Below are 16,593 nucleotides of genomic sequence, written 5' to 3'. Positions count from 1 at the left end.
CCGGGGAGCCTCACGCCGATGGCCTTCGGTGTCCGACAGACTTAGGCTCGACGCGACCCACGAACACGACTTTGGAGTGATCCCAGCGATGACCGAGCGCCCCGGCCTGTCCATCTTCGACGACGACGGCGACACCGGAAGCAGCGCTGACGACGCGACCCAGGTGATCCCGGCCGTCGGCGCCCCTTCACCGGCCTCGTCCGGCACGTCGGCGCCCCGACCCACCGGTGGCACCGGCGCCACCGCCGCCCCTCCCGCGGCAGCCCCGCCGGCTGCCTCCCGTCCGGCCGGCTTCCCGGTGGTCCGCCGCGGCGGCTACGACCCGGCGGCCGTGGACCGGGCGGTGCAGTCGCTCGCCGGCGAGAAGGCCGGCCTGACCACCAGCCTCACCGAGGCCCGGGGCCGGATCGCCGCGCTCGAGCAGCGGATCGGCGAGCTCGAGACGACCGTGCGCGAGCACGAGAACCCGACGTACGCCGGTCTCGGCGGCCGCGCCAGCGAGATGCTCCGGCTCGCCGAGGAGCAGGCCGACGAGGTGCTCGGGCAGGCCCGCGCGCAGCGCGCGGAGATCCTGGAGCGGGCCGGCAAGGACGCCGAGTCGCTGCGCGCCCAGGCCGCCCGCGACGCCGAGGACATGCGGATGGTCCAGCTCAAGGAGCTCGACGAGGCCCGCACCCGGTCGGTCGCCGACGTGGAGCGCGAGCGCGAGCTCGCCAAGAGCGAGGCCGAGGACATCCTCGCCTCGGCCCGCCGCGAGGCCGACCAGCTGCGGCTCGCCGCCCAGCAGGAGACCAACACCGTGCGCACCGGCGCCAAGCGCGAGGCCGAGCAGGCCCGGGCGGCCGCGGACCGCGAGGTCCAGGAGGCCCGCCGGGCGCTCGCGGTGGAGAAGGAGCGGCTGACCCGCGAGGCGGCCGAGCACCACACCAGCGCCACCGCCGAGACCGAGCGGCTGGTCAAGGAGGCCGAGCAGCGGGCCACCGCGGCCGAGCAGCGCGCCCGCGAGGCCAACGAGCAGTCCTCCTCCGCCCGCCAGCAGGCACAGACCGAGGCGGAGCGGCTGCTCAGCCACGCTCGCCGGGAGGCCGAGCAGATCGTCGCCTCCGCCCAGACCCAGGCGCACACGTTCGTCGCGGCCGGCCAGGCCGACGCCGAGCGCGAGCTGCTCACCCTGCGCACCGAGGTCGACCGGCTCGCCAAGCGTCGCGACGCCATCGTCGCCCAGCTCGGGGCGCTGCGCGACGTGGTCGCCGGCTTCGGCGGCGACGAGCCGCCGCAGGCCCCCGCGGACAAGCCGGAGAGCGACACGCAGCAGTGAGCGGCTCGGTCCAGACCCCCGGTCGCGTCACCCGTGAAGCATCCGTCTCGGAGAAGGCCCGTGCCGCCGAGCCGGTGCGCGCCCTGCTGGTGCACCCGTTCCGGGTCGGCTTCTTCGCCGCCGCCGGCGTGCTGGTCGCCTACTGGCTCGGCACCCTGATCCTCGCGGTCAGCTCGATCATCATCCTGATCGTCGTCGCGGCCTTCCTCGCCGCGGGCCTCAACCCGCTGGTGGTCTGGCTGGGTCGGCGCGGCATGCGCCGTCCGTACGCCGTGCTCACGGTGACCCTGATGGTGCTGGCCGCGATCGCGCTGTTCCTCGTCGCGCTGGTGCCGGTGATCGTCGACCAGGTCAGCACGATGATCGACAACGCCCCCGGGTGGATCGAGTCGCTGCGGCACAACCACCTGTTCCGGCAGCTCGACACCCGCTACGACGTGCTGCAGCGGGCCCAGGACTACGTCACCCAGGGCGACTTCGGCTCCAAGGTGTTCGGCGGCGTGATCGGCTTCGGGATGGCCGTGCTCTCGCGGCTGGCGAACTCCTTCGTGGTCATCGTGCTGACGCTCTACTTCCTGGCATCGCTGCCCAAGATCACCCGAGCCGCCTACGGCCTGGCCCCGGCCAGCAGGCGGGAGCGGGTCACCGAGCTCGGCGACCGGATCGTCGCGAACGTCGGCTCCTACGTCTCCGGGGCGTTCCTGGTCGCCATGTGCGCGGGGATCAGCTCGCTGATCTTCCTGTTCGCTGCCGGTCTCAGCGAGTACGCCGTGGCCCTGGCCGCGGTCGTGACCATCCTCGACGTGATCCCGATGATCGGGGCCACGCTCGGCGCTGTGCTGGTGACCGCCATCGGCTTCGCCACCGACCCGACGACCGGCATCGCCTGCCTGATCTTCTACGTCGTCTACCAGCAGATCGAGAACTACGTGATCTACCCGCGGGTGATGTCCCGCTCGGTCGACATCCCGGGCTCGGTGATCGTGATCGCGGCCCTGCTCGGAGCCGGGCTGCTGGGCGTGATCGGGGCGCTGCTGGCGATCCCCACCGCCGCCGCGATCCTGCTCATCGTCCGCGAGGTCGTCGCGCCCAAGATGAACCGCCGCTGACCCGGCACGCCTGCGCACGTCGTGCGGTCCGCCCCGGGGCAGCCCCCGGGCCGGGCCGCACGCGTCATTCGGGGCGCGGCAGCTCCTTGAAGACCGCGGTGGTCCGGTCGGCGTAGCCGCTGGTGTCCGCGGTCGTCATCGGACCGTCCCACTCCCGCGGCAGGGGTACGTCGACGTCGGGGGCGACGCGGGCGACGATCTGGTCCAGCACGGTCTCGGCGTCGCCTACCCACAGGTGCTTGGCCCCCTCGACCGCGACCACCTCGGCCTGCGGCACGACCGCGAACCGCTCCCGGGCCTCCGGCGGCTGCAGGTAGTCGTCGTGCTCGGGCACCAGCGCGGTCAGCGGCCGGCCGGACTCCGCCCAGGCCGCGAGGTGCTCGGGCCGGCTGTAGCGCAACGGCGGCGAGAGCAGGATCGCCCCGGCGACCGCCGGGTCCTGGGCGTGCATGAGCGCCAGGTCGGTGCCGAACGACCAGCCCACCACCCAGATGTTCGGCAGGTCGTGGAACTCGGCGTACTCCAGGGCCGCGGCCACGTCGAAGCGCTCGGCGTCGGCGTAGTCGAAGCTCCCCTCAGAGGTGCCCTGCTCGCTCGACGTGCCCCGGGTGTTGAAGCGGAGCACGGCCAGCCCGGCCAGCGCCGGCAACCGGAAGCCGGCCTTGCGGAAGATGTGGCTGTCCATCATCCCGCCGTGGGTCGGCAGCGGGTGGAGGCACACGAGGGTGCCGACCGGGTCGCGGTCCACGGGCAGCGCGAGCTCCCCGACCAGCGCGAGGCCGTCAGCGGTGTGCAGGGTGATCGCCTCGCGGCGCGCGGGCAGGACCGAGTTCGCACGGATGGGGGCCATGGCGCCATTGTCGCGCAACGCCCGACCGCTCCGGCCGCCGCCCGCACCCGACGCGGGTGGTCAGTCGGGACGGCGGTCGCGGACCCGGGCGAAGGCCTCGACCAGCTCGGGCAGCAACGCGTCGGCGATCACGGCGTAGCCGGCGCTCGAGGGATGGAACCGGTCCCCGGAGAAGAGCGCGAGGTCGGCGGCGAACCCGGCCGCGGTCTCGCCGTGCAGGTCGGCGACGCGACCGCCGGCAGAGTGGACCGCCTCGACCTGCAGGCCGCGGAAGAGCCTGCTGCCCGCCGCCGCCAGGTCGCGCAGCTCCGGCGGCACGTGCGGCACCAGGCTCAGGTCGGGTGCCGGTGCCACCACCACCTCGGCCTCGAGCTCGCGCAGCCGTCGCACCGCCTCCCCGAGCGCGCGGGCCGCCAGGTCCGGCGCGACCCGGTGGGTCAGGTCGTTGGCGCCGATCACCACCAGCGCCACCTGGGGGCGCCAGCCGAGGGCTGCGGGCAGCTGCCGAGCCAGGTCCGCGCTACGCGCGCCGCGCACGGCGAACACCCGGCTGGTGACCTCGAAGCCGCGCTGCGCCAGCGCCGAGGTGAGCCGCGGCGCGAGCGCGTCCCCGGGCCGGGACGCTCCCTGCCCGTGCGCGATCGAGTCGCCGAGCAGGGCAAGTCGCATCGTCATACCCCTGTGGTACCCCATGCCTGGTAGCCACACCGTCGCCGGCGCGTCAGGCACGCGGCCCCGTCGGCTCGCGGCGGTCGGGGGCGCCGCCACGGCACGATCAACGCCGCCGGTTGCGTGCGGACCAGCAGGCGCCGTGCCAGTGCCGGCGCTCGTCGAGGCCGGTGGCGTCGCGGGCGAACGAGGCCGGCAGGACCGGCCACGCGACCACGTGCGGCGTCGCCGGCCGGATCGGCTGCCGGCACCCGGGGCAGGTGTAGGTCTTGCGGGTGGCCGCACCGGTCACCCGTCTGACGACGTACTCCTCGCCGCCGAAGTCCTCGATCCGGTCCTGGAGTCCGGGCACGGCTCAGCGCACGCTGTGGTCGCGGAAGCCCCGCCCGGACTTGCGTCCGAGGTAGCCCGCGGTCACCAGGTGCTCGAGCAGCGGCGCGGGGGCGAAGCCCGGCTCCCGGAACTCGAGGTAGAGCTCGCGCTCGATGGCCAGCGACACGTCGTTGCCGACCACGTCGAGCAGCTCGAAGGGGCCCATCGGCAGCGCGCAGCCGTACTTCATCGCCGTGTCGATGTCGTCGGCGGTGGCGTAGTGCGCCTCGAGCATCTTGACCGCGTCGTTGAGGTAGGGGAACAGCAGCGCGTTGACGATGAAGCCGGCCCGGTCGCCGCAGGAGACCGCCACCTTGCCGATCCGGCCGCACAGCGCGCGGGCGGTCTCGGCGACCGCGTCGGAGGTGCTGACCGTGCTGACCACCTCGACCAGCTTCATCACCGGAGCCGGGTTGAAGAAGTGCAGCCCCACGACGTCCTGCGGCCGTGAGGTCACCCGCGCCAGGGAGATCACCGGCAGCGACGACGTGGTCGTGGCCAGGATCGCCCCCGGCCGGCAGATCTCGTCGAGGTTCTCGAAGAGCACGGTCTTGATCTTGAGGTCCTCGGCGATCGCCTCGACGACGAGGTCGACCCGGGCGAGGTCGTCGAGCGACGTGGTCCCGGTCAGCCGGCCGAGCACCTCCTCGCGGGCGGACTCCTCGAGCTTGCCGCGCTGGATCGCCTTGTCCAGCGACTTCTCGATCGCGGCGCGCACCCCCTCGACCTTGTCAGCGGTCCGGCCCACGTAGGTGACCGGGTAGCCGGCCTTGGCGAACACCTCGACGATGCCGGTGGCCATCGTGCCGGTGCCGACCACGCCGACCGTCGCGATGTCGTGGCGCAGCTGCGGCTGGTCGGCCTCGGAGGGCGTGAGCGCGTCCTCGACGACGATCGGGCTGTCGGGCGCCTCGTAGGTGTAGAACCCACGGCCGGTCTTGCGGCCGAGCAGGCCGGCGGCGACCATCTGCTTGAGGATCGGCGCCGGCGCGTGCAGGCGGTCCCGACCCTGCTTGTACATCGTGTCCAGGATCTCGTACGCCGTGTCCAGACCGATCAGGTCCAGCAGCGCCAGCGGGCCCATCGGGTAGCCGCAGCCGAAGCGCATCGCGGCGTCGATGTCCTCGCGGGAGGCGTACTTCGCCTCGTACATCGCGACCGCGTGGTTGAGGTAGCCGAACAGCAGCGCGTTCGCGATGAAACCGGCCTTGTCGCCGCAGATCACCGGCGTCTTGTTCAGCGACCGGGCGAGCCCGGCGACGTCCTCGAGGACGTCGGGCTCGGTGACGACGGTCCGGACGATCTCGACGAGGTTCTGCACCGGGGCCGGGTTGAAGAAGTGCACCCCGATGACCCGGCCCGGGCTGGAGGTGGAGGTGGAGATCTCGGTGACCGAGAGCGACGAGGTGTTGGTGGCCAGCACGGTCTCGGGGCCCACCACCGCGTCGAGGCGGCGGAACAGCTCCTGCTTGACCGGCAGCTGCTCGACGATCGCCTCGACCACCAGGTCGCAGCCCTTCACATCCTCGAGCGAGGTGGTGAAGGTGATGTGCCCGACCAGCGTCGCCTGGTCCTCCGGGGAGAGCTTGCCGCGCTTCACGGCGCGGTCGGTCGAGTGCTGGACGTGCTGGCGGCCGCGCTCGAGGGACTCCTCACCCACCTCGACGCCGACGACGTCGTAGCCGTTGCGGGCGAACACCTCGGCGATGCCCGCCCCCATCGTGCCCAGTCCCACTACGCCGATGGTGCGGAAGTCACGCCCGTTGCTGGTCATGGGCGCATTCTGGCACGCGCCCCGGCACCGGTGCCGTGACCCATTTCACCCGGGGCCCGAGCACCACGGGCCGGCCGCCGGTGCTCACGCTCCGGCCGGGGGCGCCACCCCGCCGGGCGCCGGCGACGACGCAGGTAGATTGCTGCCCGACTCCCCCGCTCCCCACCCGAGGTGACCCCCGTGAGACTGGTCGTGGCCCGCTGCCAGGTCGACTACGCCGGCCGGCTGACCGCCCATCTGCCGATGGCCAACCGGGTCATCATGGTCAAGAACGACGGCTCCGTGCTGGTGCACTCCGACGGCGGCTCGTACAAGCCGCTGAACTGGATGTCGCCGCCGTGCAAGGTCGCCGAGGCCACCAACGACGACGGCGTGGTGGAGTGGACGGTCACCGGCAAGGACGGGGACACCCTCCGGATCGTGCTCGAGCAGATCCACGACGACTCCTTCCACGAGCTCGGCGTGGACCCCGGGCTGCAGAAGGACGGCGTCGAGAAGCACCTCCAGGAGCTGCTCGCCGAGCACCCGGCCAGCCTCGCGGAGGGGCTGACGCTGGTCCGACGGGAGTTCCCCACCGCGATCGGCCCGGTGGACCTGATGTGCCGCGACGCGGCCGGCCGGTCCGTGGCGGTCGAGATCAAGCGTCGCGGCGAGATCGACGGGGTGGAGCAGCTGACCCGCTACCTCGAGCTGCTCAACCGCGACCCCCAGCTGCGTCCGGTGCGCGGCATCTTCGCCGCGCAGGAGATCAAGCCCCAGGCCCGCGTGCTGGCCACCGACCGCGGCATCGCCTGTGCCGTGGTCGACTACGACGCGCTGCGCGGCATCGACGACCCCAGCCAGCGGCTGTTCTGAGCGGCCGCACGCCTGGTCGGTGAGCGGTCAGGCCGGCTGTGCCCCCGGCACCCCGTCCTCGATCACGAACGAGGCGCGCGTCCGGACCGGCGCACCCGGCGCGGTCACGACGTCGACGACCCGGTAGTCGGCCGTCCAGCCCGACGCGGTGACCACGTTGCGGACGTAGCCGCGGTTGCGGTTGATGAACTTGATGTGCGGGTTCTCCGCCAGCTGAACCGCGTCGGAGGGGTTCTGGTCGCGGCCGTCGCCGCCGGAGGTGACCGACGTGCCCACCAGCTCGGTGGCGACGGTGGCGGAGTCGGGGTCGTCGAAGTCGGCCTTGACGTCGCAGACGTAGCTGGCGTGCACGTCGCCGGTGAGCACGACCGGGTTGGACGTGCCCACCGCGACCAGGTGGTCGCGAAGGCCGTCGCGGTCGGCCACGTAGTTGTCCCAGGCATCGTTGCTGAGGCTCAACGCGTCCCCCGAGGCGAAGTCGCGCTGGGAGAAGAACACCTGCTGGGCCAGCACGTTCCAGCGAGCGGTGCGCCCGGCCACCGCGGCCTGCAGCCACGACTCCTGCTGGTCGCCCAGGATCGTCCGCGTCGGGTCGAGCCGTTGGCTCTGCGGCGCCTGGTCACTGCGGTACTGCCGGGTGTCGAGCAGGTGCAGGTCGACGAGGTCGCCGAACGTGAGCCGGCGGTAGAGCTGCATGTCGATGCCCCGCGGCAGGGAGGTCCGTCGCAGCGGCATGTGCTCGTAGTAGGCCTGGAAGGCGGCCGCCCGGCGGGCCAGGAAGGCCTCCCGGGACTGCCGGGCCGGGTCCTGGGGCACCTCGTCGGCCCAGTTGTTGTCGATCTCGTGGTCGTCCAGGACGACCGCCCAGGGAAACGCCGCGTGCGCGGCCTGCAAATCGGGGTCGCCGCGGTACTGCGCGTGCCGGTTGCGGTACTCCACCAGGGTGATCGGCTCGCCGTTCCCCTCGTGCGGCCGCAGGTCCCGGGGGTCCGGCCGGCCCTCGTAGATGTAGTCGCCGAGCTGCACGACCAGGTCGAGGTCCTCCTCGGCCAGGTGGCGGTGAGCGGTGAAGTAGCCGGCCGGGTAGCTCTGGCAGGAGGTGAAGGCGAACGCGAAGCTCGCGAGCGCGGCTCCCGGCGCGGGTGCGGTGCGTGTACGGCCGACGGGGCTCAGCTCGGCGCCCACCCGGAAACGGTAGAAGTACTCACGCCCGGGCCTCAGACCGTCGACCTCGGCGTGGACGGAGTGGCCGAGCTCCGGCCTGGAGACCTCGGCCCCGCTCGCCACGACGTCACGGAACCGTTCGTCGGTCGCGACCTGCCAGGCCACGGGGACCGGCCGGGCCGGCATGCCGCCACCGGCCAGCGGATCGGGCGCCAGCCGGGTCCAGAGCACCACGCCTCCCGGCGTCGGGTCGCCGGAGGCGACGCCCAGGGTGAACGGGTCGCGGATCCGGCCCGCCGGCCGGGCCGCCGCCGAGGCCGGCGTGAAGAAGCCGAACGCGGTCGCGCCGACCGCGGCAGCTCCCCCTCCCAGCAGCGTTCGGCGGGTGAGTGCGGACGACGGGTCGGTCTGGGCATCACGCGGCTGGGACATCTGACCTCCGAGAGAAGTGGGTTCCTCCTCATTCGTCCAGAGTCAGGTGAACCAACGGCCCCGCTGGTGGTGAACGGCGGTCGAGCAGCGGATGACCTGTCCCGTCGGGTCGGGTCAGAGCCCGGCCCGCTCCTTGAGGTCGTCGAAGACCTCGTCGAGCTTGTTCCACAACGACAGGTGCCCCTCGTCGTCGTACAGGTGCGCCCGCGCGCCCGGCACGTGGGCGGCGAGCCACTGCCCGTGCTCGAACGGCACCATGCGGTCCTGGCCGCCCTGCCAGATCGAGACGGGCACCGTGATGTCCTGCAGGTCGAAGCCCCAGTGCTGGGTGAAGGCCAGGTCGTCGTCGGCCCAGCCGTCGGTGCCGTTCGCACAGCCGTGCGTGAACGAGGCCAGCATCCGGCCCGCCACCTCGCCGGTCGCGTAGGCCTTGTCCACCGGCGAGACCAGTCCGCCCAGTGCCTCGGCGACCTCCTCCGGTGTCACCCCGGTCAGCTTCGCGGCCTCCCGCTTCAGCAGCGGCGCCAGTGCCTCCCGCCCCGCGAGCGCGGCGCCGAACTCCTCGACGTTCTCCGGCCCCATGCCGGCGAGGAAGTCCAGCTCGCCACCGGTGTCGTAGGGCGCGACGCCGGCGCCGGTCGCGGCGGCGCGGCAGCGCTCGGGCAGCAGCGCGGCACAGGCCAACGAGTGCGGCCCGCCGCCCGACCAGCCCAGCGAGAGGAACTCCGTGCGGTCCAGGGAGTCCAGCAGCGCCGCGACGTCGGCCGCGACGCTGGCGACGGTGCGCCCCTCGTCGGGACTCGAGCCTCCGTAGCCGGCCCGCGAGCACATCACCAGCGCCAGCCCGCGCGCGGCGGCCGCCTCGGAGGCGCGGGGGAACGGCACGGCAGAGCCGGGAGTGCCGTGGTGCAGCACCAGCGGGACGCCGTCGGGGTCGCCCTCGACGAGGTACTCCAGCTGTCGGCCGTCGGGCAGCGTGACGGTGCGGTAGGCGTTGTCCATGATGTCCCCCTCGTCGTGTTCGGGCTGTGCGTTGCTCGGGCAGCCTAACCCCGACGAGCACACCGCCCGCTGGTCGGCTCAGCGGCCGGCGACGACCGCGGCCACCTCGTCCGCACACCCCCAGGACAGCGTGACGCCGGCTCCCCCGTGCCCGTAGCAGTGCACCACCAGGGACGCGCCGCGCCGCTCCACGTCGAGGCGCACCTGCGGTCGGGCCGGCCGCAGCCCGACCCGGTGTCCGCGCACCTCGGCCCGGCGCAGCGCGGGCACCAGCTCGCTCGCCCGCTCCAGGATCCGCCGGGCCACCTCGGGACGCGGCTGCCGGTCCCAGTCGCCCTCCTCGTCAGTGCCACCGACCACGATGTCGTGGGAGCGCGGCACCACGTAGACCGGCCCCGACCCGTCGAGCCACCACCGGTCCAGACCCACCTGCTCGACGTACACCACCTGCCCGCGAACCGGTTGCACCGAGGGGTCGCCCGCAAGCAACCGGGCGCCGAGGCCGCTGGCGTCGACGACCACCTCCGGCCCGTCCGGACCGCCCGGCAGCGCGCTGAGCGCCATCCGGGTGACGGTGCCGCCCAGCGACTCCACGCGCCTGCGCAGCCAGGGCAGGTACACCGGCATCTCGACGACCGGCGCCTCGAAGCTCCACGCGTCGACGTACGGCGCCGGCATCGTGGTCACCCGGGTGAGCGCGGGGACGGCCGTCACCCACCACGGATCGGCGGTGCGCACCCGGTGCACCTCGGTGCCGTGCCGCATCACCACTCCGGTGGCCTCGTCGCCGGCGAGCCGCTCGAGCTCCTTGTAGGACGCGGCGGACCAGGCCGTCACCTGCTCGAAGGGGTAGGCCCGGTAGGGGTACCAGAGCGCTGCCGCGACCGCCGAGGTGGTCTCCAGCGGAAGGTCCCGGGCGAGCACGTCGACGCGGTGGCCCTGCTCGAGCAGCCGCACCGCGCACGAGAGCCCGACGACCCCAGCCCCGATCACGATCACGCGCGCCATGGCCCCGAGTCTGCCCGACCGGGCACCGTCCGCGCAGCGCAGCCGCCGGAACGGGGCTCAGGACCGGATCGGGCTCATCAGGGCGACGAACACGCGCCGGTTCGCGCCGGTCTGCTGCACCGACACGGTGAGCTCCACGTCCACCTCCCTGCCGTCCCGGTGCAGCGCGGGTACGGCGACGGAACGATCCAGCAGCGGCGCGCGGCCGACCAGCAGGTGCAGCGTGAAGCCGGCGACGTGGGCCTGCCGGAACCGTCCGGGGATGATGCTGACCAGACGCCGACCGACCAGCTCGCCGTAGTCGTAGCCGAGCAGCTCCAGGGCGGCTGGGCTGGCCGCGAGGATCCGGTTGGTGTCGTCGGCGGCGATCATCGCCGCACCGGCCGCCTCCACCTCGGTGGTGTCCCAGGGAGGTGCCGGCAGGCTGGCGGGCCCCGGGTCGACGGCGAACGACCAGGCCTGCGGTGGCAGGCCGTCCGCCTGGTCGCGGACCTGGCGGCACACCCAGCGCCGGAACTGCTGCACCTCGGGTTGCGTCGGCGGCGCCAGCACCCGGCCGTCGCGGTGCAGCGCGAGAGCCCGGTCCATCGCCTCGTCCAGCACGAGGAAGTGGGCCACCGAGTCGGTCGGCACTTCGAGCCGGACCTCGTCGGCGGAGACGAGCGGCTCGGTCGCACCGGCCATCAGCCGGGCCGGGTCCATGTCCACGTCCGCGGCGGGGACCTGCTCCTCGAGCAGGGCGACCGCGTCCGTGGCGTCGGCATGGACCTGGATGGCGTCGAGGTCACCGGTGCCGGCGAGGTCGTCGAGGCTGTCGAGGGAGGCCAGCAGGCACTCGCGCAGCAGCGCCTCGGCGTGCTCGCGCCAGGCCTCGTGCAGCAGCAGCGGCATCCGGAGCAGCCGGACGGTCACCCCGTCGTGCTCGCTCCCGGGGGCGACCCGGACGGCCAGCGGGTCGGACGAGGTCCAGGACGGTTCGGCGCGCGCCGCCGTACCGCCGTCCGCGGAGAGCAGGCACCACACGGTCTTGCCGGTGGCGTGATGCTCCACGCCCCAGCTGTCGACGAGCTGCTCGATCAGCATGAGTCCCCGACCGGTGCCGGCGGTGGGGGCGTATCGGCGCGGCATCGGCAGGTGCTGGCTGCCGTCGGCGATCTCGACGCGGACCCGGTCGCCGACGATCCGGCCGACCACGACGATCGGAGTGCCGGCGTGCAGCATGGCGTTGGTGACCAGCTCGCTGACCACCACCGCGACGTTGTCGACCAGCTCCTCGACCACGGCCCCCCGGAGCAGGTCACGGAAGAGACGCCGCGCCTCGGAGACGCTGGAGGGCAGCGGTGGCAGGGTGCGCTCGAACGACTCCGCACGCGCGGAGGAGCACGTCGTTGCGCCCACGTCCAGTGGCCCCACATTCTGCTTTGGTCGGCCGACCCCGCCCTCGGCCTGAGGACCCCGACCCACGGCCCGAACAACGGCGTAGAGCGGGAACTTCCTTTTCTCCTCCCCGGAGGGATCGGAAACATCGGTGGACCGGTCCCTGGACACCTCGCCCGACGCGTCCTGCGGCGGCTTCGGTGAGAGGGGGGGTCAGTCGAGCCCGTGCGCGGACCGGATGGTGGCGACGATGCCGGCCATGATCTCGGTCAGCCCGAAGTCCTTGGGGGTGAACACAGCCGCGACGCCGAGCTCCTTGAGTCGGGCCGCGTCGGCAGGCGGGATGATGCCGCCGACGATCACCGGCAGGTCGTCGAGGCCGTGCGCGCGCAGCCCGTCGAGCACGGCCGGCACCAGCTCCATGTGCGACCCGGAGAGGATCGAGAGCCCGACGCAGTGCACGTCCTCGGCCACCGCAGCGGCGACGATCTGCTCGGGGGTGAGCCGGATCCCCTGGTAGACCACCTCGAAGCCGGCGTCCCGCGCCCGGACGGCGACCTGCTCGGCCCCGTTGGAGTGTCCGTCGAGCCCGGGCTTGCCGACCAGCAGCCGCAGGCGGCCGCCGATCTCCTCCCCGGTACGGCGGACGTCCTGCCGGACGCGGGTCAGGTCGGCACCGGCCTCGGCCACGCCGATCGCGCCCGAGACGCCGGTGGGGGCACGGAACTCGCCGAACACCCCGCGCAGCGCACCCGCCCACTCCCCCGTGGTGGCGCCGGCGCGGGCGGCGGCCAACGTGGCCTCCATCAGGTTGGCGTCGCCCTTCGCGTCGGCGACCAGCCGGGCCAGGGCGGCGTCGACCGCCGCCTGGTCGCGCTGTTCCCGCCAGGCTCGCAGGCCAGCCAGCGCGGACGCCTCTGCCTCGGGGTCGGCGGTCTGGACGGCGGTCTCCAGGTCGGCGGTCAGCGGCGACGGCTCGGTGGTCTCGAAGGCGTTCACGCCGACCACCTTCTCCGCGCCGGACTCGATCCGGGCCCGCCGGGCCGCGTGCGAGGAGACCAGGGCCTGCTTCATGTAGCCCGACTCCACGGCGGCGATCGCGCCACCCATCGCCTGCACCCGGTCGATCTCCTCCCGCGCTCCGGCGACGAGCTCGGCGACCTTCGCCTCGATGACGTGGGAGCCGTCGAAGATGTCCTCGTGCTCGAGGAGGTCGGACTCGAAGGCCAGCACCTGCTGGAGCCGCAGCGACCACTGCTGGTCCCAGGGCCGGGGCAGGCCCAGCGCCTCGTTCCAGGCGGGCAGCTGCAGCGCCCGCGCCCGCGCGTTCTTCGACAAGGTGACGCCCAGCATCTCGAGCACGATGCGCTGGACGTTGTTCTCCGGCTGCGCCTCGGTCAGCCCCAGCGAGTTCACCTGCACCCCGAAGCGGAAGCGGCGCAGCTTCTCGTCCTCGACGCCGTAGCGCTCCCGGGTGATCTCGTCCCAGAGCCGGACGAAGGCCCTCATCTTGCAGGTCTCCTCGACGAACCGGACGCCGGCGTTGACGAAGAACGACATCCGGCCGACCACCGTCGGGAAGTCCTCGGGTTTCACCTGGCCCGAGCCGCGCACCGCGTCCAGGACGGCGATCGCGGTGGTCAGCGCGTAGGCCAGCTCCTGCGTGGGGGTCGCCCCCGCCTCCTGCAGGTGGTAGCTGCAGATGTTGATCGGGTTCCACTTCGGGATGTGGTTGACGGTGTAGGCGATCAGGTCGCTGGTCAGCCGCATCGAGTGCTCGGGCGGGAACACGTACGTGCCCCGGGAGAGGTACTCCTTGATGATGTCGTTCTGGGTGGTGCCGGCCAGCTGGCCGTGCACCTGCGCCAGCTGCTCCTCGCCCAGGGTGCCGCCGTCGGCGACCTGCTCCTCGGCCACCACCTGGTAGAGCGCGAGCAGCCACATGGCGGTCGCGTTGATCGTCATCGAGGTGTTCATCGCGGTCAGCGGGATGTCCTCGAACAGCCGTCGCATCTCACCGAGGTGCGGGACCGGGACCCCCACCTTGCCGACCTCCCCGCGTGCCAGCGGGGAGTCCGGGTCGTAGCCGGTCTGGGTGGGCAGGTCGAAGGCGACCGAGAGCCCGGTCTGCCCTTTGGCGAGGTTGCGGCGGTAGAGCAGGTTCGACTCCGTCGCCGAGCTGTGCCCGGCGTAGGTCCGCATCACCCACGGCCGGTCCTTCACGTGGGGCGCGTCGGCGGCGACGGGGCCGGGCTGCTGGCTCATGCAGGGAGCGTACGGCGGCCCGAACCCGTCGGTAACCTGCTTGTGAACTGTGCCACTCTGCCAAGTAGGTCACACCGGACCGATCACCCGCTCGGCCGGCTCGGCCGGGGCTCCGGTGACCTTCGCCCCTCCAGCGACCCGCGCCGCGCTGCCTAGCGTGAGAGCGATGCTTCAGACCAGGAGACCCCGATGACGCACGCCGCCGGGTCAGCCGCCGCCCCTGCCGGCGCGCGTCGTGTCGGCTACGGCGTCGGAGCCCTGGTCAATGCGGTCCTGCTCGTCCTCGTCAACCTGTGGCCGGGTTGGGACGCCGTCCCGTTCCTCACCGCGGACACCGAACGGGTGGTCGGCTTCGTCAACGCCTCGATCCTGGCCGGGCTGCTGACGAACCTGGTCTACCTGCTCCGCGACCCGGCCTGGCTCAAGAGCTTCGGCACCATGCTGACCACCGGTGTCGGGCTGGCCGCGATCGTGGCGATGTGGCGGGTGTTCCCGTTCGACTTCGACGGCTCCTCCACCTGGGAGCTGGTCACCAGGATCCTGCTCGGGATCGCCGCGGTCGGCAGCGCCATCGGCTTCGTGGTGGCGCTGATCGGCCTCAGGCGGTCTCCGCCGAGGCCTCGACCTGCAGCAGGCTCCGCATCCGGGTGAAGGCGATCACCCGCCGCAGTGCCGGGCTGCAGCCGCGCAGCAGCAGCATGCGGCCCTCGCGCTCGAGCAGCTTGCTGGTCGCGGCCAGCATGGTCAGCCCGGTCACGTCGACGGAGTCCACGTGGGAGAGGTCGACCACCACGTCGAGATGCTGCTCGAGTGTCTGGTGCAGCAGGTCGCGAACCTGCGCCGTGGAACGGCCGTCGAGCCGTCCGAAGAGTGCGATCGTGTCACCGCGGACCGTCACGTCCATAGTCTCCACCTCAGCCTGGCGGTCCCCCGACGACCACCGTGTACCCACTATGACGCGGATCACAGCCGAAAGGTTGCAGCCGCGCCGAAACTCGCCGGTCTCGTAACCAACTCGCAACCCGCGGGCTCAGTCGGCGGGCTCCTGGAGCGGCACCCGGGACACCCGGGCACCGAGGCCGGCGAGGGTCTCGGCGAACCGTGGGTACCCCCGGTCGATGTGGTGGGCGTCCGCGACGGTCGTGGTGCCCTGCGCGGCCAGACCGGCGAGCACCAGCGCCGCACCGGCCCGGATGTCGTGGGCGACCACGGGCGCGCCGGAGAGGACCGTCGTGCCCCGGACCACGGCGTGGTGCCCGTCGGTGCGCAGGTCCGCCCCGAGCCGGGCCAGCTCCTGGGCGAACATGAACCGGGCCTCGAAGACGTTCTCGGTGATCATCGCCGTGCCACCGCTGACCGCGGCGAGCGCCATCGCGAACGGCTGCAGGTCCGTCGGGAAGCCGGGGTAGGGCAGCGTCACGACGTCGAAGGAGGTGAGCCGCTTGTCGACGCAGACCCGGAAGCCGTGCTCGTCGGCGTCCACGTGGCCGCCGGCCGCGACCAGCTTGTCGAGCACGATGTCGAGGTGCCGGGCCCGGCCGCCGACCACTGTGAGGTCGCCGCCGGCGAGGGCGACGGCGAAGGCCCAGGTGCCGGCGACGATGCGGTCGCTCACGGTCGTGTGCTCCACGGGCGACAGCGCGGTGACGCCTTCGATGGTGAGCGTCGAGGTGCCGACCCCGTCGATCAGGGCGCCCATGGCCTGCAGCATCTGGCACAGGTCGATGATCTCCGGCTCGCGTGCCACGTTGTCGATGACCGTCGTGCCGTGCGCCAGCACCGCGGCCATCAGCAGGTTCTCGGTCGCCCCGACGCTGGGGAAGTCGAGCCAGAGGTTGCCTCCGCGGAGCCCCGCCCCGGCGTCGGCGACGACGTACCCGTGCTCGACCCCGACCGTCGCACCGAGCTCGCGGAGCCCGGTCATGTGCATGTCCAGCCCGCGCGAGCCGATGTTGTCGCCGCCGGGCAGCGCGACCCGTGCCCGGCCGCACCGGGTGACCAACGGTCCGAGGACGGTGATCGAGGCGCGCAACCGGCGGACCAGGTCGTACGGCGCCTCGTGGCCGAGCTGCTCGGGCACGTCGACGATGACCGTCCCCGACGATCCCGGCGCACCGTCGGGGTGCTCGACGGTGACGGTGCAGCCGAGCTCCTCCAGCAACCGTCCCATCACGTGCACGTCGAGGATGTCGGGCACGTTCGTGAGGGTGCTGCGTCCGGCGGCCAGCAGCGTGGCGGCCATCAGCTTCAGGGCGCTGTTCTTGGCTCCGCCGACGTGGACGGAGCCGTGCAGGGGAGCTGTGTGCGGACCGTCGGAGACGACCTGGAAGCCTTCCATCGAGGACGATCGTAGACGTGGACGACGTCGGGGCAGCCCGCCGACCACGGCCGTCCCGCC

15 protein-coding genes are annotated in these 16,593 nt (G+C 72.8%); 4 read left to right on the top strand and 11 right to left on the bottom strand.

Annotated features, from left to right (window positions below; all coding sequences use genetic code 11):
• The first annotated feature begins 88 nt into the window (after window positions 1-88).
• A complete protein-coding gene (locus H9L09_RS15905; protein WP_187577831.1) occupies window positions 89-1,318 on the top strand; it encodes a hypothetical protein in 1,230 nt (409 codons plus the stop codon).
• Window positions 1,315-2,427 carry an AI-2E family transporter gene (locus tag H9L09_RS15900; protein ID WP_187577830.1) on the top strand — a complete coding sequence of 371 codons (1,113 nt, stop codon included), beginning with the start codon at window positions 1,315-1,317 and terminating at the stop codon, window positions 2,425-2,427. Before H9L09_RS15905 ends, H9L09_RS15900 begins: the two co-directional genes overlap by 4 nt.
• 64 nt (window positions 2,428-2,491) lie before the next feature.
• Here H9L09_RS15900 and H9L09_RS15895 read toward each other — a convergent pair whose 3' ends face one another.
• The 4 genes from H9L09_RS15895 to H9L09_RS15880 all read right to left on the bottom strand — a co-directional run bounded on the left by H9L09_RS15895 (window position 2,492) and on the right by H9L09_RS15880 (window position 6,092).
• On the bottom strand, window positions 2,492-3,277 hold the full coding sequence (locus H9L09_RS15895) for an alpha/beta hydrolase (RefSeq protein WP_187577829.1): 786 nt from the start codon (window positions 3,275-3,277) through the stop codon (window positions 2,492-2,494).
• Window positions 3,278-3,337: 60 nt separating this feature from the next.
• A complete protein-coding gene (locus tag H9L09_RS15890) occupies window positions 3,338-3,952 on the bottom strand; it encodes an SGNH/GDSL hydrolase family protein (protein WP_187577828.1) in 615 nt (204 codons plus the stop codon).
• A 100-nt stretch (window positions 3,953-4,052) separates the two neighbouring features.
• Window positions 4,053-4,298, bottom strand: coding sequence for a hypothetical protein (locus H9L09_RS15885; RefSeq protein ID WP_187577827.1), 246 nt, complete (start codon window positions 4,296-4,298; stop codon window positions 4,053-4,055).
• A 3-nt stretch (window positions 4,299-4,301) separates the two neighbouring features.
• Complete coding sequence (locus H9L09_RS15880; RefSeq protein WP_187577826.1) at window positions 4,302-6,092, bottom strand: 3-hydroxyacyl-CoA dehydrogenase family protein; 1,791 nt, start codon at window positions 6,090-6,092, stop codon at window positions 4,302-4,304.
• 180 nt (window positions 6,093-6,272) lie between these two features.
• Between H9L09_RS15880 and nucS the strand changes: the two genes are divergently transcribed.
• A complete protein-coding gene (nucS, locus tag H9L09_RS15875; protein WP_187577825.1) occupies window positions 6,273-6,947 on the top strand; it encodes an endonuclease NucS in 675 nt (224 codons plus the stop codon).
• A gap of 27 nt (window positions 6,948-6,974) precedes the next feature.
• Here the strand turns inward: nucS and H9L09_RS15870 are convergent, their stop codons facing one another.
• The 5 genes from H9L09_RS15870 to H9L09_RS15850 form a co-directional block, all read right to left on the bottom strand.
• Entirely contained in the window at window positions 6,975-8,543 is a 1,569-nt protein-coding gene (locus H9L09_RS15870) for an alkaline phosphatase D family protein (protein ID WP_187577824.1), read from the bottom strand.
• Between the two features lie 114 nt (window positions 8,544-8,657).
• Window positions 8,658-9,545, bottom strand: coding sequence for an alpha/beta fold hydrolase (locus H9L09_RS15865; protein WP_187577823.1), 888 nt, complete (start codon window positions 9,543-9,545; stop codon window positions 8,658-8,660).
• A 78-nt stretch (window positions 9,546-9,623) separates the two neighbouring features.
• Window positions 9,624-10,553: an FAD-dependent oxidoreductase gene (locus tag H9L09_RS15860; protein ID WP_187577822.1), complete on the bottom strand. Its 930-nt coding sequence runs from the start codon at window positions 10,551-10,553 to the stop codon at window positions 9,624-9,626.
• Between the two features lie 57 nt (window positions 10,554-10,610).
• A complete protein-coding gene (locus H9L09_RS15855; protein ID WP_187577821.1) occupies window positions 10,611-11,951 on the bottom strand; it encodes an ATP-binding protein in 1,341 nt (446 codons plus the stop codon).
• A gap of 192 nt (window positions 11,952-12,143) precedes the next feature.
• The gene (locus tag H9L09_RS15850; protein ID WP_246456538.1) at window positions 12,144-14,132 is read right to left on the bottom strand and encodes a protein meaA; all 1,989 of its coding nucleotides are present in this window, start codon (window positions 14,130-14,132) and stop codon (window positions 12,144-12,146) included.
• A gap of 252 nt (window positions 14,133-14,384) precedes the next feature.
• On the opposite strand from H9L09_RS15850, the gene H9L09_RS15845 reads away from it, so the two are divergent.
• Window positions 14,385-14,846 (top strand): hypothetical protein, encoded by a 462-nt coding sequence (locus H9L09_RS15845; RefSeq protein ID WP_187577819.1) that lies wholly within the window; start codon window positions 14,385-14,387, stop codon window positions 14,844-14,846.
• Here the strand turns inward: H9L09_RS15845 and H9L09_RS15840 are convergent.
• Both H9L09_RS15840 and murA read right to left on the bottom strand, forming a co-directional pair.
• A complete protein-coding gene (locus H9L09_RS15840) occupies window positions 14,794-15,099 on the bottom strand; it encodes an STAS domain-containing protein (protein WP_187577818.1) in 306 nt (101 codons plus the stop codon). The genes H9L09_RS15845 and H9L09_RS15840 overlap by 53 nt on opposite strands.
• 126 nt (window positions 15,100-15,225) lie before the next feature.
• Window positions 15,226-16,533, bottom strand: a complete 1,308-nt coding sequence (gene murA / locus H9L09_RS15835) for a UDP-N-acetylglucosamine 1-carboxyvinyltransferase (RefSeq protein WP_187577817.1) — start codon at window positions 16,531-16,533, stop codon at window positions 15,226-15,228.
• Window positions 16,534-16,593: the final 60 nt, after the last annotated feature.

The sequence above is a fragment of the Nocardioides mesophilus genome (assembly GCF_014395785.1).
Lineage (GTDB): Bacteria > Actinomycetota > Actinomycetes > Propionibacteriales > Nocardioidaceae > Nocardioides_B > Nocardioides_B mesophilus.
The sequence above is the reverse complement of the archived record's forward strand: the minus strand, read 5'-3'. Positions and strand labels throughout refer to the sequence as shown.

Excerpts from the sequence above, each read along its gene's own strand:
- H9L09_RS15905 (WP_187577831.1), top strand. The coding sequence starts at position 89 with ATGACCGAGCGCCCCGGCCTGTCCATCTTCGACGACGACGGCGACACC.
- H9L09_RS15895 (WP_187577829.1), bottom strand. The coding sequence starts at position 3,277 with ATGGCCCCCATCCGTGCGAACTCGGTCCTGCCCGCGCGCCGCGAGGCG.
- H9L09_RS15890 (WP_187577828.1), bottom strand. The coding sequence starts at position 3,952 with ATGACGATGCGACTTGCCCTGCTCGGCGACTCGATCGCGCACGGGCAG.
- H9L09_RS15880 (WP_187577826.1), bottom strand. The coding sequence starts at position 6,092 with ATGACCAGCAACGGGCGTGACTTCCGCACCATCGGCGTAGTGGGACTG.
- H9L09_RS15870 (WP_187577824.1), bottom strand. The coding sequence starts at position 8,543 with ATGTCCCAGCCGCGTGATGCCCAGACCGACCCGTCGTCCGCACTCACC.
- H9L09_RS15865 (WP_187577823.1), bottom strand. The coding sequence starts at position 9,545 with ATGGACAACGCCTACCGCACCGTCACGCTGCCCGACGGCCGACAGCTG.
- H9L09_RS15860 (WP_187577822.1), bottom strand. The coding sequence starts at position 10,553 with ATGGCGCGCGTGATCGTGATCGGGGCTGGGGTCGTCGGGCTCTCGTGC.
- H9L09_RS15850 (WP_246456538.1), bottom strand. The coding sequence starts at position 14,132 with ATGCGGACCTACGCCGGGCACAGCTCGGCGACGGAGTCGAACCTGCTC.
- H9L09_RS15845 (WP_187577819.1), top strand. The coding sequence starts at position 14,385 with ATGACGCACGCCGCCGGGTCAGCCGCCGCCCCTGCCGGCGCGCGTCGT.
- H9L09_RS15840 (WP_187577818.1), bottom strand. The coding sequence starts at position 15,099 with ATGGACGTGACGGTCCGCGGTGACACGATCGCACTCTTCGGACGGCTC.
- murA (WP_187577817.1), bottom strand. The coding sequence starts at position 16,533 with ATGGAAGGCTTCCAGGTCGTCTCCGACGGTCCGCACACAGCTCCCCTG.